A 16,126-nucleotide genomic window follows, 5' to 3' on the forward strand; every position below is an offset into this window, starting at 1 on the left:
GCGAAACAGACCACTGCGGAGGCGTCCGGCGCGACGGTCTCCCGTACGGAAGGAGCACGACCCTGCTGACCGTGGATTTCCAGCGGTTCCGCGTCACCCCCGGTGAGCGCGTCCTCGACATGGGGTGCGGTGCCGGACGGCATGCCTTCGAGCTGTACCGGCGGGGTGCGAACGTCGTGGCCTTCGACCTGGACCCCGACGAGCTGGCCGGCGTGGAGACGATGTTCGGGGCCATGCGCCTGGAGGGCGAGGTCCCCGAGGCCGCGGCCGCCGAGACGGTCCAGGGCGACGCGCTCGACCTGCCGTTCCCCGACGGCCACTTCGACAAGATCATCGCCTCCGAGGTGCTCGAGCACATCCCCGACGACATGAAGGCCATGACCGAGCTGCTGCGGGTGCTCAAGCCCGGCGGGCGGCTGGCCGTGACCGTGCCGTCCTGGCTGCCCGAACGGGTCTGCTGGGCGCTGTCGGAGGACTACCACACCGCTCCGGGCGGCCACGTGCGCATCTACACCCGCGCCGAGCTGGAGGCCAAGCTCAAGGCGACCGGCTTCCAGGTGAACGGTCACCACCACGCGCACGGGCTGCACGCCCCGTACTGGTGGATCAAGTGCGCGGTCGGCGTGAACAACGACGGCCACCCGCTCGCCAAGGCCTACCACCAGATCCTCGTCTGGGACATCATGAAGCGCCCGCTCGCCACCCGGCTGGCCGAGCGCGTGATGAACCCGGTCATCGGCAAGAGCGTGGTCGTCTACTTCACCAAGCCCGCCAAACCCGGCAAGCCGGTAGGCGAGCGGGAGACGGCCGATGCGGTCTGACGGCCCGGTACGCTCCCGGCCGCCGGCGGTCCCGGGTGTGGTGACCTCGGACGACGTCATGGCCACAGCGCAGAGCATCGTGGTGCAGCAGGAGGAATCCGGGGCCATCCCGTGGTTCGCGCCGGTCGAGGGCGTGCCCGGCCACGTCGACGCCTGGAACCACGTCGAGGCGGCCATGGCGCTCACCATCGCCGGGCTGAACGCCCCGGCCCGCCGCGCCTATGAGTGGCTGCGCTCCGTCCAGCGCCCGGACGGCTCGTGGCCCGCCAAGTGGATCCTCGGCGAGGTGACCGAGCCCGGCGGCGAGTCCAACCACGCCGCGTACATCGCGGTGGGCGTGTGGCACGAGCTGCTGATGACCGGCGACGAGGCGTTCGCCCGCGCGATGTGGCCGGCCGTCCGCCGCGCCGTCGACTACGTGCTCAGCCTCCAGACGCGGCGCGGCGAGATCCTCTGGATCCGGCACGAGAACGGCGAGGACGCCGACCACGCGCTCCTCACCGGCTGCTCGTCCATCTACCAGTCGTTGCGCTGTGCCGTCGCGCTGGCCGAGCACCTGGGCGAGCCACAGCCGGACTGGGAGCTGGCGGCCGACCAGTTGGGCCACGTGGTGGCCGCCCACCCGGAGGCCTTCGCCGACAAGAGCCGCTGGTCGATGGACTGGTACTACCCGGTCCTCGCCGGGCCCGTCCGCGGCGAGGCCGCCGCCCGCCGGCTGGCCGCCGAATGGGACACGTTCGTGGTCGAGGGGCTGGGTTGCCGTTGCGTCAGCGACCAGCCCTGGGTCACCGCCGCCGAGAGCTGCGAGCTGGTGATGGCCCTGGACGCCGCCGGCGACCGTGACCGCGCGCTGGAGCTCTTCCGCACGATCCAGCACCTGCGCCACGACGACGGCTCGTACTGGACCGGCTGGCAGTTCGAGAACGAGCGGCACTTCCCGGGCGACCGCTCCACCTACACCGCCGCGGCCGTCATCCTGGCCGCCGACGCGCTGGAGGGCGCCTCCCCCGGCGCGCACCTCTTCAAGGAGATCGCCGGGCGCCCACTCGGCCCGTCCGAGGCCTCCGACCCGGTCGCCTGCGGCTGCGCCCTGGTGAGCGTGGCCAATCCCATCCGCACCCGTCTATAGGCCGCACCCGCCTCTGAGACCGCACCCGTCTTCAGACCGCACCGGGCAACGGCGCTCGGCGCGGCCGACGGGACCCGGTCAGGCCCGGGCCAGTGGGTCGTGGTCGTTGACCCGTTCCAGCACTCGCAGCGAGCCCTCCACCCGGCGTTCCTCGAACGCGCCGCACGCCAGGGCGCGCAGGTAGAGGTGGTACGGCGCCTGCCCGCCGTCGGCGGGGTCGGGGAACACGTCGTGGATCACGAGCGCGCCGCCGACCGCCACCCAGGGCGTCCAGCCCCGGTAGTCGGCCTGGGCGTGCTCCTCGGCGTGGCCGCCGTCGATGAAGAGCAGGGCGAGGGGCGTCCGCCAGAAGCGGGCCACGGTGCGTGACTGGCCCACGATGGCGACGACGACGTCCTCCAGGCCCGCGGCGCCGATGTTCTTCCGGAAGGTGGGGAGCGTGTCCATCCGGCCCGTGCAGGGGTCGACCAGGGACGGGTCGTGGTGCTCCCAGCCCGACTGGTTCTCCTCGGAGCCGTGGTGGTGGTCGACGGTGACGACGGTCGCGCCGGTGTGGCGGGCCGCCGCCCCGAGATAGATCGCCGATTTGCCGCAGTAGGTGCCGATCTCGAGGAATGTGCCTGCCTCACCCAGGCGCGACCCGTAGTCCACGGCCGTCTCGTACAGGGCCTGGCCCTCGGTCAGCGGCATGAAGCCCTTGGCGGACTTCGCGTACCGCAGCAGATCAGCGGGCATGGGGGGAATGGTCGTCCCCGCGGGGGTGGACGCCATGGTCTCGGTCATTGATCGCCTCCGCCGCGCACTTTATCCGGACTTGCCGTCTATGCACGCGTCCCCCCTCCGGGTTCCGCGCACGCTCACCTGCCCGTGTCATCTAGATCACTCGGGTGCGAGGTGAGCCTTGCCGGAGCATACTGGAACGTGTTCTACTTTTTCGATGAGCGAGCGCAGGCGGATGACGCCGGCCGGGGACGAGATGACCGCTCCGGTGGGCAGCCAGCGCAAACCGGTGGTGACCCAGCCGAACCGGGTTCGGTATGTTGGCACCGAGGTGGTCCGGCACGCCCTGCCTTTCTCGTAGAACCTGTTCGCGTCGCATCGTGGGACCCACGGACCACCGGAGCACCGGACCACCGAAAGCTCGCCGGAAACTGAACGGAGGCAACGACGATGCCGAGAGTCCAAGTCGACCCGCTCGTGTGCGAGGCCAACGCGGTCTGCGTGGGGCTGGCGCCGGAGGTCTTCGACCTCGACGACGACGACGAGCTCACCATCCTCCTTCCGGAGCCACCGGCGGATCAGCTCGACCGCGTACGGCACGCGGTGCGCTCCTGCCCCAAGGCCGCGCTCACGCTCGACGAATAGCGGGCTTCCCGCCGGGCCGCTCGTCCTCACCCGCGAACCCACCCCACCCCTTCAGGACGTCGCGCCGCCGGCGCCGGCGTCCGACCCCTCAATGAGGAGGCAGCCATGGCACGCGCCGCGGTCATGCATGCGGTCGGCGACAAGGAACTCGACCTGCGCGACGACGTCACCACCGTCGATCCGGGTCCCGACCACGTCAAGGTGAAGATCAAGGCGACCGGGGTCTGCCATTCCGACCTGTCGGTCATGACCGGGGTCCTGCCGATGCCGATCCCGGTGGTGATCGGCCATGAGGGCGCCGGTGTCGTGACCGAGGTCGGCGACCACGTCACCAACGTCCAGCCGGGCGACCACGTGGTGATCAACTGGAGTCCGGACTGCGGCACGTGCCCGGAGTGCCTGCGCGGCGAGCCGTTCCTCTGCATGACGTTCATCGGCGCGACGTTCACCGAGCCCCGGTTCCAGAACGAGGCGGGTCCGGTCTTCGGCATGGCGGGCTGCGGCACCTGGGCCGAGGAGGTCGTGGTGCCCTTCCAGGGGGCCGTCAAGATCGCCGAGGATGTGCCGTTCGAGTACGCGGCGCTGCTGGGCTGCGGCATCCCCACCGGCGTCGGCGCCGTGATCAACACCGCGCGCGTCCGGCCGGGGTCCAAGGTCGCCGTCGTGGGCGCCGGCGGGGTGGGCCTGTCGGTCATCCAGGGCGCCAAGATCGCCGGAGCGTCCACCATCCTGGCGATCGACCCGAACGTGGCCAAGCACCCGATCGCCAAGCAGTTCGGCGCCACGCACACCGCGACGCTGGAGAACCTCGACGATACGAAGGGACTGCTGACCGCCGGGCAGGGCTTCGACTACGTCTTCGAGGTGGTCGGCAAGGCGACCGCGATCCAGACGGCGTGGGCGGCGACCCGGCGCGGCGGCGACGTCATCGTGGTCGGCGCGGGCGCGGCCGACGACAACTGGCAGCAGAGCGCGTTCTCGCTGCTGTTCGAGGGCAAGAGCCTCAAGGCGTCGTTGTACGGCGGCTGCGACCTCAAGCGCGACATCCCGCTCTTCGTCGACCTGTGGCGCGCCGGCAAGCTCGACATCGACAGCCTCATCACGCGCCGCATCCGTTTCGAGGACCTCAACGACGCCGTGCAGGCGCTCAACAGCGGTGACGTGATCCGCCAGGTCGTACTGTTCGACTGAGCCGTGCTGTTCGAATGGACAGTCCGGTGCCCCGCGTCCGGCCGAAATAGGCCGGGGGCGTGGCGCCGGGCGACCGCCCGGCATGGGATCCTGCTGCGGTGTTCAATGGGACTCTGACGTTCCGGGCATTCACCGCCGGAATGGTGCTCGCCTTGCCGCTCGCCGTCCTTCCCGCGCACTCCGCCCTAGCCGGGCAAGCCACGGCGGCGGGGCAGCGCATCCGGGACGTCCAGGGCACCGGTCACGAGTCTCCGATCAGCGGGCGGAAGGTGTCCGGGGTGCCGGGGGTCGTCACCGCGGTGACCGGCAACGGCTTCTGGATGCAGGACCCGCGTCCCGACGGCAAGGAGACGACGTCGGAGGGCGTCTTCGTCTTCACGCGCACACGTCCCACCGCCGTGGTCGGCGACTCCGTCCGGGTCGACGGCAAGGTGAGCGAGTTCCGCCCAGGCGGCTCGTCCTCGGCCAACCTCAGCCGCACCGAGATCGACGCCACGCGGACCACGGTGGACGGGCGCGGCGGCACGCTGCCAGCGCCGGTGCTGCTCGGCCCGAAGGGACGCAGGGCGCCCGGCGTGATCAAGAGCGCCACCGACACGTTCGACCCCCGCGGCGACGCACTCGACTTCTACGAGGCGCTCGAAGGCATGCGCGTCCGCGTTGAGAACGCGGTGGCGGTCGGCCCCTCCGGCGACGGGGAGCTGCCCGTGCTGCCCGGCGGCGGCGAGGGTGCGGGCCCGCGCACCAAGCGCGGCGGCATCGTGCTGCGGGCGGGCGACACCAATCCCGAACGGGTGATCCTCGGCGACGCGCTCGCAGCCCTCCCCGCCATGAACGTCGGCGACCGGCTGCCGGGCGCGAACGACGGCGTGCTCGACTACGGCTACGGCGACTTCAAGCTGCTGCTCACCGCCGCCCCGCGCGCCGAGAGCGGCGGTCTCGCGCGCGAGACCACCCGCGTGGCACGTCCCGGCGAACTGTCGGTCGCCACCGCGTCGATGGAGGGCCTCAGCCCCGACACGTCCCCAGCCCGGGTCGCGGCGCTGGCGACGGACATCGTCGAGGGTCTCCGGTCCCCCGACCTCGTCGCCGTGTCCGGGATCCAGGACAACAGCGGCACCAAAGACGACGACATCGTGGTCGCCGACCAGACCCTCGCCGAGCTCATCGCGGCGATCAGCGCCGCGGGCGGACCCGCGTACGACTGGCGCGCGATCTCGCCGCGCGACAACGCCGACGGCGGTGAGACCGGCGGCAACAACCGCGTCGTGTTCCTGTTCCGCGCCGACCGCGGGCTGGCGTTCGTGGACCGGCCCGCGCTCAGCTCAGATCCGGAAAGCACAGCGCCAGAGCATGGTGCGGAGACCGCCGCCGCGGACGGCCCGGACCTGACCACCACCGCCACCCGGGTGCTCGCCGAGAACGGCCGGGCCCGGCTGTCGCTCAGCCCTGGCCGGATCGTGCCCGCCGACCCGGCGTGGAGCGGGACGCGCAAGCCGCTCGCCGCCGAGGTGACCTGGCAGGGCAGGCGCCTCATCGTCATCGCCAACCACTGGTCGGCTCTGGTCAGCGACGACCAGCCGCTGTTCGGCCGCCGGCAACCGCCGATGCGGCCCAGCGAATGGCGGCGGGAGGCGCAGGCGCGCGTCGTGGCGCGCTTCGTCAGGTCGGTGCGCGCGGTCGACAAGAACGCTGGCGTCATCGTGGCGGGCAACCTCAACGAACGTGACTTCGCCTCCCCGCCCAAGATCCTCACCCAGGACACCGGGCTGACCGACCTGCCCGCCGGGCTGCCGCAGAACGAGCGCTACACCGCGATCGTCGGCGGCAACGCGGAGGCACTCGACCACATCCTGCTGAGCCCGTCGCTCCGGCGAGGCAAGCACGAGTTCGACATCGTGCACCGGGCCGCGGAGTTCGCCGACCGCGCGGGCGACCACGACCCCGCCGTCGTACGGCTCGAACTGCCCGCCAAATAGCCGTCTCCCCGAAACCTGTCCCGTATTTGGGCGGGACCCATAGATCGACACGGAACCGCACCGAAAAACGCCGGTGTTTCCTTCCCGCGACCCCGGGCACCGCTCGGGCGTCAGTCAGCACCTTGGAAGGAGACGCCCACATGGCGTACCGATTTCGCGGCCGGGGCATCGGCCTGATCGGCCTCATCTACATCATCATCGGCATCTTCGTGGCGTGGGACCGCGGCTACATCTACCCCGACCTCCTGCGCCGCGTGCTCAGCGCACTGCTGGCCATATTCCTGTGGATCCTCATCCTGCTGGGCATCGACCTGCACATCCGCACGTGAGCGTAACGTCGCGTGACAGCCATAGTCCCGACACCGACCCGGAGGTACGTTCCGTCCATGGCACAAGGTGGATGCAGTTGCGGACATGGCGGTGGTTGCTCTTGCCCGAAAGGCTGCTCCTGCGGCTGCAACGGCTGACGGCTACCGCTCGGTGAAGACGTCCGGATAGACGAAGAGCCCGGGCGAGCCGCCCGTATGCCAGAACACAACGGTCTCGTCCGGGCCTATCTCTCCTGAACGCACCATGCCGACGAGCGCCGCGGCCGCCTTACCCGAATAAACAGGGTCCAGCAGCACACCTTCGGTGCGGGCGAACAGCCGTACCGCCTCGGCCATCTCCGGGGTGGGCATCCCGTACCCGGGGCCGAACCAGTCGTCCCGCACATGGCGCCCACCCGTGCGCGGGACGACACCCACGAGTCCGGACGTCTCGCCGACCAGCTTGTCCAGCTCGGCCTCCGTCTCGTCCGCCGGCCGGTATACGCAGATCGCCTCGACGACGGTCTGGAGATCCGCCTGCTCCAACCCCACCAGCAGGCCCGCAACTGTGCCGGTGGTGCTGCTCGCGACCACGATCCGATCGGCCTCGCGCATCTGCTCGGCGAACTCCAGCGCCGCGTTCACATAGCCCAGGGCACCGACCGCGTTGGAGCCGCCCGCCGGGATGACGTACGCGGGACCGATCTCCTCCAGTGCCGCCACCGTCTCGTCCAAACCGTCGACGAAACGCACCCGCGCGCCCAGCAGCCCGTCGAGGAACACGTTGCCGGACGTCTCGTACAGCGCGTCCGTCCGCGGCACCGAACGGCTCAGCAGCAGCTCGCACCGCAACCCCAGCCGCGCGCAGGCGGCAGCCGTCTGCCGCGCGTGGTTGGACTGCACCGCGCCGAACGTGACGACGGTCGTGTGCCCCTCCGCCTGCGCCTGCCCGAGCAGGTACTCCAGCTTGCGCGTCTTGTTCCCGCCGATCGCCAGCCCGGTGCAGTCGTCGCGCTTGATCCAGATCTGCGGGCCGCCCAGCGCGGCGGTCAGCCGCGGCGCGTGCTCCAGCGGCGTCGGCCAGTGCCCGAGGACGGTACGGGGATGATCGATCATGGGGCCATTGTGCGCCACAGCGTCGGCGACTCGCCACGATGGTCGGCCGTGACCCCCACCGCGACCAGCTCGGACCCGAGCGCGGTCATCCCGGTGAGCCGCTGGTCGCCCGGCCCGTCCAGGCCCGTGCCCCGCGCGGGCGACCGCTGCCAGGCCACCCCGTCCGGAGACGTCCACAACGCGACGTCCCGTTGGGAGACGCCCGCCAGCACGAACCCCTTCGCCGTGGCGGTGACGGCCGTGAGCGTCGTGGCCCCGGCCGGAACGGCCATGCGCCACGTACGCCCGCCGTCGGCCGATTCGCCGACGAAGCCCTGCCCGGAGGCGCCACCGGACCCCATCGCGACCAACCGGTCACCCCGGACGGCCACCTGCGCCAGCACACCCGCCGTCAGACCGGACGGCAGCGTCGGCGCCGGAGCAGCGGTCCACTTCACCCCGTCAGCCGAGGTCCAGACAGCAGGCCGGCTGCCCCCGGCGCTCTGGCGTCCGCCGACAGCCACATAACCCGTGGACGTGGCCACCACGTCCCGCATCCACGTCCCCTTGTCCAGATTGGCGGAACGCGTCCACTTCTTGAGATCGGCCGACCGCCACGTCCTCGCGGCGCCTTCCGCCACGCCGACCACCACGTATCCCTTGGCACCCGAGGTGACGGCCCCGAGCGCCCCTTCTCCGCTCACGGTCACCGGGGCCCACGCCTTGCCGTCCGGCGAGGTCACCGCCAGCGCCTTCTCCCGGTCGTCGCGGCCGATCGCGACCCAGCCCTTGGGCCCGTACGCGACGTCGGTCAACCGCCCCTTGCCGAGGCCATAACGCGTCCACCCGCCGCCAGACCACACCGTGGCCTCACGGTTGGAGCTGCCAACGGCCACCATGCCGCTGCCCGCCGCAATGGCCGCCACCGTGCGTTCCGGCTGTACGACACCCGGGACCTTCTTCAGATCAACGGCCTGCCCGGAGACCGCCAGGTAGGGATCCTCGGCCCGCCGCCCCACGACGACGGGAACACCACCCTCCCCAACGGACATCCCGTTCACGGTCCCCTGAGTCTCGCCCGCAGGCTGCCACGCCTTGCCGTCCTTGCTCCGGAACAACCGCGCACCGGCAAGGGCGGTCAACCCCGCCCCAGAACCCCCAAGCCGAACGACCCGACCGTTGACACGTCCGTAGGGAGACCACGTCGTCCCATCTGCCGACCCGAAGACGACACTGAAGCGCTCGGTCTTACGCCGCTTCTTGGGCCCGGTGACCCGCTTGCCTTCCCGGTAGACAAAGAACGCGCCCGGCCCACCCGCAAGCCCCCACGCGTTCCCAAAGGAGCCCTCGCCCTGCCGGATGGTGACCGGCGCCCACGTACGGCCACCGTCGGCCGACCGCCAGTACCCCTGCGTGTGCACGGTCGTGGTGACCTTGCGCTTCTTCTTTTTCTTGGTGACCTTCTTGCTGGACGTGCCGCGCGCGACAACGACATCGCCCACCGAGGCCACCCGGTCGAAGGTCGCACCAACCCGATCGTTCCGCTCCCAGCTCCGCCCATCGGCCGAGATCCAGACGGCCGCACGCCCATTCGCCTTGCCCACGGCCACAAGCCCCGAAGCCGTCCTGGCAAGCCCGTCGACCTGCTCAAGCGGCGCTGCCTGCCGAGTCCAAGTCCGCGCGTCCGTGCTGGTCCACACCACGCCCCGCCCGAGCGCGACCCAGGCGCCCTGCCCACCCGCGACTACCCGCGGCCGATCCCCCAGCGTGGGCTCACCCCCATCCGCACCTCGCACCCGGGCAAGCCGCCACGTGCGCCCGGCATCCCCAGACACAAGGAACTCAGCCCGAGAAGCGCTCTCCTCCCCCTCGGTACCGATCGCCACAACGGTCGCCCCCACCGCAGCCACAGCGGCGACGTCCTGCACCAGCCCATCCGGCCTCGCCTGATTGGCGACGAAGACCTGATCGGCCATCTCCGCCCCAGGAGCCGCCGATGCCCGCCCCTCGCCCTCACCCTTGCTCAGCGCGTAAACACCCCCGCCCGCAACAACCACGACCGCAGCAGCCATCGCCACCGCCCGCAACAACCCACCCCGCCGCCCACCGGCACCCGCACTCAAGACCTGTTGCGGCACATCCGCCGCAGCAGCAGGCGTGGCAGCCTCAGACATGTCCGCAGAGGCGACAGCGGACTCAGTCGCAGCGGCAGCCTCGGACTCGGCGGCAGCTCCATTGGCACTAGCAGGCGCGGAAACAGATCCGGCCGCAGCCGCGACGACGGACTCGGACACACCGGCAGGCTCCGCGACCGTGGCAGCTCCGTTGGCGGCAACAGACTCGGAAACAACTGCGGGCTCAGATGCGGCCACAGCCGCCGACGCGACGGTCCCAGATGCGGCCGCAGGCGCCGGTGTGGCGGCAGTTGCGGACTCTGCGACGGGTTTGGACGTAGCGGTAGCCGCAGACGCGGCAGCGGGCTTAGGCGCAGCCTCAGCGTCGGACGCGGCGGGCGCGGAGGAGCCGTTTGCGGAGGAGCCGTTTGCGGCGGCGGGCGCGGAGGCATCGGCAGGCTCAGCGGCGGCCGCAGCTATGGGTTCGGCGGCAAGCGCAGAGTCAGACGTGGCCGCAACCATGGGTACGGCGGCAGACGCGGCTGCGGGCTCACGGATGGCCACAGGGTCAGGCGTGATGGCCTTGGATGCGGTCGCGGGCTTGGATGCGGTCGCGGGCTTGGGAGCGGTCGCGGGCTTGGGAGCGGCGGCAGGCGCGGGTGCGGCGGCGGGCTTGGTTTTGGGTTTGGCGGCGCGCGACTTGGACTTGCGGGCGGGTTTGCGGAGCTTGGTGGGGCCGGAGTCGCCGGACCAGGCCAGGTCGGCCGTGCGCCAGGCTTCGTATGCCAGCTGCCAGGGTGAGCCGTCGCCTGTCACCCGTTGGGGGTCGGTCGTCAGCCGCCGCCGGATCTCCCGGGACGTACCCGAAAGGTCGCTCGCCGTCACTCGCGCTCCTTAGCCATTTACGATGACTCACCATCAAACCGCGCCGCATCCGTCTTCGGGCGCACATCGGTTTGATCGGCAGCCGATCAGGCTGCGGGAGCGTTCATATCACCTCATGAACGTTCATGGCGGTAGAGGTGATCTTTTGCCTCGATGTGTCCTTTGTAGGCGAGGCCCCGGACGTGGATGACCGGGGCGGCGGGGCCGGCCGGTTCGCGGAGTTCGGTGGAGATGCCGATGCCGGAGATCTCCACACGGGCGCCGGGCGGGACGATGATCTCGATGGTGGACTTGTAGGCGATCACGTGGAGGGTGGTCAGCCCGCACAGGTCCGCGTCGCGCAGGTCCAGGAGGCAGCCGCCCTTGTAGGCGATGGCCGTGCACTGGTCGGGGACGCGCCAGCGGCCGGCACGCCTCATGCTGCTCTTGTAGGCCAGCTGGAAGCGTCCGCCGATGCGCGGCGCGGAGGTGGCGGCGGCCTTCTCCGGGACCGGCCACGTGGGCAGGTCGGTGGCCAGCCGGTCCAGCTCACCGTGCGTGCGCGCCGACAGGACCAGGTCGATGCGCTCGTCCAGCTCCGCGTCCGTGAGCCTGCCTTCGGCGTACGCGGTGTGCAGCCGGACGAGCACCTCGTCCCTTTCCTGGTCCGAGGCGCGCAGGGTGGGGTTGAGACCCATACGTCCCTCCTTTGTCCGCCTCCGAGCCTGCACCCTGCCGCTAGGGGAAGGTCAAGGCATGAACGAGATGTATCTTAACCCGACCTCCCTCGCTTATCGAGAGAAATCCAGAGAAAGGGCACATCTCGGCCAGCTCGCCGACTCGCCATTCACGCCTACCGCCCTGACCAGGCCTTTTCCACTAGATTCGACCTCGTGACCAGCACCGTCGGCCACCCGCACGGCCCGTACACGCTCTATGACCTGGACGCCATGCCGGAGGACGGCAGGCGCTACGAGCTCGCCGACGGCTGGCTCACCGAACTGCCCGGCGACCTTTGGCACGACCATGCCGCCGAGCGGCTCAAGGAGATCCTCAAGGCGGCGGCGCGGCACGCGGACGCGGACATGCACGTCGCGGGCATCCCACAGGACGTCACCACGCCCGCCGGGGTCCGCAAGCCCGATGTCTTCGTGGTCAGCCGGGACGTGGCGCGGACCGCGCTGGAGAGCCGCACCCGCCGCACCTACTACGGACCGGACCTGCTGCTGGTCAGCGAGATCGTCTCGCCCCGTACGGGCAGCGAGGTGAACGACCGGGTGACCAAGGTGAACGAGTACGCGGCGATCGGCATCCCGCACTACTGGCTCGTCGACCTGGAGCCCCGCCCCAAGCTGACGGTTCTGGAGCTCACCGAGTCCGGCTACCGAATGGTCCGAAAGGTGAAGGCTGGCGAGTCGTTCTCCATGGAGGTGCCGTTTCCGGTCGGCTTCGACCCCGCCCGGCTCTCCGAGATGGAGTAAGTTCCGCGCGTACGGCGCAGCAGGTAGTGCACGGTCACGACCGCCAGCAGCGGCCCCCAAGCGACGAACGGCACGTAGCAAAGGATCATCACCCACGCCGCGACTCCCTCCGGGGCACCAGGCTGAGCTAAGGCCTCGGACCATCCCAGCGCCCCCACGACGCCGAGGATCGTGACCGCGACGGCGCCGAGCGACCCGGCGCTGGCCGCGAAGAGCGTCGGCACGTTGCGGCCGCCGACGAACGGGATCCAGCGCGGGAACACCTCACCCCACGGCCGCACCAGCCCCAGCGCGAGAAACGCGAAGAACTCGATGACGAGGCTGAACGTCAGGACGGACGGCGTCAACCTCCACGACGGCCCGTCCGCGACCTCCCCGCTGAACCCCAGCGGCACGCCGACGCCGATGGCGATCAACCAGAGTCCGAACGGCAGCACGGTCAGCGGTACGAGATGGGCCGCCACGTTGGCCCAGCGAGGTACGGCGTCCATGGTCTTTCTCCTGTCCACACCGCCATGCTCGCGCCGGGCCCGCGCTGCCACTTCCCGCGCGGGTATCTCCCGGCTCCCCCGGACGGGTGAAGCCGGCCCCGATATGTGAAGCCAACGGCTGGCCAGATCCTTGCAGTAATTGGCAATCCGGCCACTGTCCGCCGCCGCGACGCCACGGCAGGCTGGCCACATGACCACTCGTATGCGCGCCATCAGCCAGGACATTCTCGGAGGTCCGGAGGTCCTCAAGGAGATAGAAGCCGACCGCCCCGAGCCCGGCCCCACCGAGGTGCTCGTGCGCGTCCACGCGGCCGGGGTCAACCCGGCGGACTGGAAGATCCGCGCGACCGGCGCCATGCTGGGCGAGCCGCCTTTCGTCCTCGGCTGGGATGTCTCCGGCGTGGTGGAGAAGGTCGGCCTCGGCGTGGCGCTCCTCAAACCGGGCGACGAGGTCTTCGGCATGCTCAAGTACCCGTTCGGCAACGGTGCCTATGCCGAGTACGTGGCCGCACCCTCGCGCTACTTCGCCCGTAAGCCGTCGAACATCGACCACGTTCAGGCGGGCGCCATTCCGCTCGCCGCGCTGACCGCCTGGCAGTCCCTGGTCGACGTCGCCGACGTGCAGCCCGGTCAGCGTGTCCTCATCCACGCGGCGGCAGGCGGCGTGGGCCACCTGGCGGTCCAGATCGCCAAGGCGCGCGGCGCGTACGTCATCGGCACCGCCAGCGCGCCCAAGCACGACTTCCTGCGCGGCCTGGGCATCGACGAGGCGATCGACTACCGCACCACCGACTTCGCCGAGGCCGTCAGCGACATCGATGTCGTCTTCGACGCCATCGGCGGCGACTACGGCCCCCGTTCCGTCCGGACGCTCCGGCCGGGCGGACTGCTCGTCTCCCTTGTGCTGAGCAGGCTGGAGGAGTTCGACGCGCCAGGCATCCGTACGGAGACGCTGCTCGTCCAGCCCGATCACCACAACATGCGTGAGATAGCCGCGCTGGCCGAGGCCGGGCGGCTGCGCGCCGAGATCGACACGGCCGTTCCGCTCGCCGAGGCGGCCAAGGCCCATGAACGCGGCGAGACCAACCGCGCCACGGGCAAGATCGTGCTCACCGTGCACCCGGACCAGACCGTGCACCCGGACCAATAGGCTCGTTCTTGTGCTGTTGCTGACAACGCTGGAAGCCTGGCAAGCCGACGATGGCCCCCGCTTCGTCCTGGACGAGGCGGGTGCCTGCTGGGCACCGGACGATCCCAAGGCCGCACTCGCCGTCGCCGACGAAGTCTTCAGCGAAAGCCAGATCATCGCGGTGGCCATGGATTCCCCACCGCGCGGCACGGTCGACCGTACGGCCGCGTCCGGTCTCCGCTACCTCCGCCGGGCACCCAATGGCCACCACACGGCCCTGCTGGAACGTCCGGCGACCGCCGAGGCCCTGGACCTCCTCCCCCATCCTGAGGGCGGGTGGTTCCGCGAGACCTGGAAGACGGCGCCGAGCTTCACGCCTGACGGCTACCCGGGTGAACGTGCCAGCGCCACCGGCATCTACTTCCTCCTCCCGCCCGGCGAGGAATCCATGTGGCACGCCGTACGTTCGGACGAGGTCTGGCTGTGGCATCGCGGTGGTCCACTGACGCTCCTCTTGGGCGGCGACGGGGACCGTCCCGGCGAGGAGACCGCCATCACTCTCGGCGCAGGCCTGGAGTCCGGCGAGGTCCCGCAGGCCGTCATACCCGGCGGGGTCTGGCAGGCCGCCCGGCCCGCCACGGCCGAAGAGGTCCTGGTCAGCTGCATCGTTTCGCCGGGCTTCGACTTCGCCGACTTCCGCGTCTGAGGCGATCCCGCCCCCGGTCAGACTGCCCGGGCCTCCAACCGTTCGGGCGCGTGGTCCGTGACGAACTGGATCAGTTCCTCGGGCCGCAGCCCCAAGGGCGGGATCGCGATGAGCCGGTCGACGCCGAGCTCTCCGTACGCCCGCACCACGTCGGGGTCCAACCGCCGCTGAGGCACCACCGACACATGCACGGTCGCTTCCGTAGCACGCAGCGCCGCCAACTGCTCCGCGGTGGCACGCAGCCCCAGGAGCCACCCCATCCAGGCTCCATGCCGCGCAGCCCGGCGATGGGCCGCCGGGCTGTGCCCTCCGACCACCACCGGAACGGGATGCTGGACGGGACGCGGATAGGCGTCCACGCCCTCGAAGTCCACGTACTCTCCATGGAATTCCGGCTTCTCGTCGTACCAAAGCGAGCTCATGGCCTGCAGGTACTCGTCGGCGCGCGCGCCGCGCCCTTCCATTGGAATGCCGATCGCACGCATTTCCGCCTCCAGGTATCCGACCGCCACGCCGAAGACGAGCCGTCCCCGGCTCAGCACATCGATGCCGGCCAGCTGCTTGGCGAGGATCACAGGGTTGCGTTGCGGCAGCACCACGCACCCCGTCCCTAGCAGGATGCGCTCGGTGTGCGCGGCCAGGTGGGCGAGTGCCACCACGGGCTCCAGCAACGGCTCGTCCGGCTCCATCGGCGACTGCTCCGTCCGAGGGCTCGGCAGGGCCGGGTGGTCGGCGACCCAGAGCGAGTCATAGCCGAGTTCCTCGGCGAGGGCGGCGACGCGAGCCGCGCCGAACGGCTCGGCGCACGCGTGCAGGTTCGCTCCGAACAGCCCGATCGTAGGTGTTGTCATGACCTAGATAATCGAAAAGTTCTACGATCGTGTCAATAGACAGTCGAGGCGAGCGATGCTCGGATCGATATACCCTTGGCCCGTGGCCGACTCCGCCCTTCCCGAGGGACTAGCGAACGTGCTGGGTTTCCAGCTGTCCAAGTGCGGCTGGTGGCTGGAGCAACGCCTGGAGGAGGCCCTGCAGCCCCTGGAGATCCGCGTCCGCCACTATCTCGTCCTGGCGATGCTGAGCTCCCGCGAGACGCTCTCCCAGCAGGAGATGGCGACCTACCTCCTGCTCGACCCGACCCTGATGGTCGGACTGGTCGACGATCTGGAGGCTCTCGGCCTATGCGAACGCGCCCGCGACCCGAAGGATCGCAGGCGCTATTCGGTCCGCATCACGGCGGAGGGGCGCGCGCTGCACGAACGAGCGCGTGCCCTCGCCGACCAGGTACGCGCAGAGGTGTTCGGGCCGCTGAGTCCAGAAGAGCTCCGCACCGTCGCCAAGGCGATCGGCCGGGTCATGGAGCCCTTCTGGACCGAGCAGACCGAACGACCACGCCGCAAGACCGGCTAGCCGTCACGACCGGCTAGCCGTCACCGCTAATGAGCGTCACCGC

16 protein-coding genes are annotated in these 16,126 nt (G+C 70.4%); 10 read left to right on the top strand and 6 right to left on the bottom strand.

Going from position 1 to position 16,126, the window contains the following annotated elements; all coding sequences use genetic code 11:
* Positions 1 to 62: 62 nt before the first annotated feature.
* Both ACH34W_RS44560 and ACH34W_RS44565 read left to right on the top strand, forming a co-directional pair.
* A complete protein-coding gene (locus ACH34W_RS44560; protein ID WP_395967420.1) occupies positions 63 to 821 on the top strand; it encodes a class I SAM-dependent methyltransferase in 759 nt (252 codons plus the stop codon).
* Entirely contained in the window at positions 811 to 1,950 is a 1,140-nt protein-coding gene (locus ACH34W_RS44565) for a prenyltransferase (RefSeq protein ID WP_395967288.1), read from the top strand. Before ACH34W_RS44560 ends, ACH34W_RS44565 begins: the two co-directional genes overlap by 11 nt.
* Before the next feature lie 78 nt (positions 1,951 to 2,028).
* Here the strand turns inward: ACH34W_RS44565 and ACH34W_RS44570 are convergent, their stop codons facing one another.
* Positions 2,029 to 2,733, bottom strand: coding sequence for a class I SAM-dependent methyltransferase (locus tag ACH34W_RS44570; RefSeq protein WP_395967289.1), 705 nt, complete (start codon positions 2,731 to 2,733; stop codon positions 2,029 to 2,031).
* 387 nt (positions 2,734 to 3,120) lie between these two features.
* Here ACH34W_RS44570 and ACH34W_RS44575 point away from each other — a divergent pair, with 387 nt between their 5' ends.
* From ACH34W_RS44575 to ACH34W_RS44590, 4 genes are all read left to right on the top strand, one after another.
* Positions 3,121 to 3,315 carry a ferredoxin gene (locus ACH34W_RS44575; RefSeq protein WP_395967290.1) on the top strand — a complete coding sequence of 65 codons (195 nt, stop codon included), beginning with the start codon at positions 3,121 to 3,123 and terminating at the stop codon, positions 3,313 to 3,315.
* A gap of 105 nt (positions 3,316 to 3,420) precedes the next feature.
* Positions 3,421 to 4,506, top strand: coding sequence for a Zn-dependent alcohol dehydrogenase (locus tag ACH34W_RS44580; RefSeq protein WP_395967291.1), 1,086 nt, complete (start codon positions 3,421 to 3,423; stop codon positions 4,504 to 4,506).
* A 98-nt stretch (positions 4,507 to 4,604) separates the two neighbouring features.
* A complete protein-coding gene (locus ACH34W_RS44585) occupies positions 4,605 to 6,485 on the top strand; it encodes an endonuclease/exonuclease/phosphatase family protein (protein WP_395967292.1) in 1,881 nt (626 codons plus the stop codon).
* A gap of 140 nt (positions 6,486 to 6,625) precedes the next feature.
* Positions 6,626 to 6,814 (top strand): hypothetical protein, encoded by a 189-nt coding sequence (locus ACH34W_RS44590; RefSeq protein ID WP_395967293.1) that lies wholly within the window; start codon positions 6,626 to 6,628, stop codon positions 6,812 to 6,814.
* Positions 6,815 to 6,955: 141 nt separating this feature from the next.
* Here the strand turns inward: ACH34W_RS44590 and ACH34W_RS44595 are convergent, their stop codons facing one another.
* The 3 genes from ACH34W_RS44595 to ACH34W_RS44605 all read right to left on the bottom strand — a co-directional run bounded on the left by ACH34W_RS44595 (position 6,956) and on the right by ACH34W_RS44605 (position 11,564).
* Positions 6,956 to 7,909 (bottom strand): D-cysteine desulfhydrase family protein, encoded by a 954-nt coding sequence (locus ACH34W_RS44595; protein WP_395967294.1) that lies wholly within the window; start codon positions 7,907 to 7,909, stop codon positions 6,956 to 6,958.
* Positions 7,906 to 10,062 (bottom strand): hypothetical protein, encoded by a 2,157-nt coding sequence (locus tag ACH34W_RS44600; RefSeq protein WP_395967295.1) that lies wholly within the window; start codon positions 10,060 to 10,062, stop codon positions 7,906 to 7,908. The genes ACH34W_RS44595 and ACH34W_RS44600 overlap by 4 nt, the downstream gene beginning before the upstream one ends.
* A 938-nt stretch (positions 10,063 to 11,000) precedes the next feature.
* Positions 11,001 to 11,564: a DUF1707 domain-containing protein gene (locus ACH34W_RS44605; RefSeq protein ID WP_395967296.1), complete on the bottom strand. Its 564-nt coding sequence runs from the start codon at positions 11,562 to 11,564 to the stop codon at positions 11,001 to 11,003.
* A gap of 195 nt (positions 11,565 to 11,759) precedes the next feature.
* On the opposite strand from ACH34W_RS44605, the gene ACH34W_RS44610 reads away from it, so the two are divergent.
* On the top strand, positions 11,760 to 12,347 hold the full coding sequence (locus ACH34W_RS44610; RefSeq protein ID WP_395967297.1) for a Uma2 family endonuclease: 588 nt from the start codon (positions 11,760 to 11,762) through the stop codon (positions 12,345 to 12,347).
* Here the strand turns inward: ACH34W_RS44610 and ACH34W_RS44615 are convergent.
* Entirely contained in the window at positions 12,248 to 12,838 is a 591-nt protein-coding gene (locus tag ACH34W_RS44615; RefSeq protein ID WP_395967298.1) for a hypothetical protein, read from the bottom strand. The two genes, ACH34W_RS44610 and ACH34W_RS44615, sit on opposite strands and share 100 nt — an antisense overlap.
* A gap of 202 nt (positions 12,839 to 13,040) precedes the next feature.
* Here ACH34W_RS44615 and ACH34W_RS44620 point away from each other — a divergent pair, with 202 nt between their 5' ends.
* The gene (locus ACH34W_RS44620) at positions 13,041 to 13,988 is read left to right on the top strand and encodes an NADP-dependent oxidoreductase (protein ID WP_395967421.1); all 948 of its coding nucleotides are present in this window, start codon (positions 13,041 to 13,043) and stop codon (positions 13,986 to 13,988) included.
* Between the two features lie 10 nt (positions 13,989 to 13,998).
* Positions 13,999 to 14,673: a cupin domain-containing protein gene (locus ACH34W_RS44625; protein ID WP_395967299.1), complete on the top strand. Its 675-nt coding sequence runs from the start codon at positions 13,999 to 14,001 to the stop codon at positions 14,671 to 14,673.
* Between the two features lie 17 nt (positions 14,674 to 14,690).
* Here the strand turns inward: ACH34W_RS44625 and ACH34W_RS44630 are convergent, their stop codons facing one another.
* On the bottom strand, positions 14,691 to 15,524 hold the full coding sequence (locus tag ACH34W_RS44630; protein ID WP_395967300.1) for a TIGR03619 family F420-dependent LLM class oxidoreductase: 834 nt from the start codon (positions 15,522 to 15,524) through the stop codon (positions 14,691 to 14,693).
* An 82-nt stretch (positions 15,525 to 15,606) separates the two neighbouring features.
* Between ACH34W_RS44630 and ACH34W_RS44635 the strand changes: the two genes are divergently transcribed.
* Positions 15,607 to 16,083 (top strand): MarR family winged helix-turn-helix transcriptional regulator, encoded by a 477-nt coding sequence (locus tag ACH34W_RS44635; RefSeq protein ID WP_395967301.1) that lies wholly within the window; start codon positions 15,607 to 15,609, stop codon positions 16,081 to 16,083.
* Positions 16,084 to 16,126 lie beyond the last annotated feature (43 nt).

This window comes from Actinomadura sp. 6N118, assembly GCF_044326415.1.
In the GTDB taxonomy this organism is placed as follows: Bacteria; Actinomycetota; Actinomycetes; order Streptosporangiales; family Streptosporangiaceae; genus Spirillospora.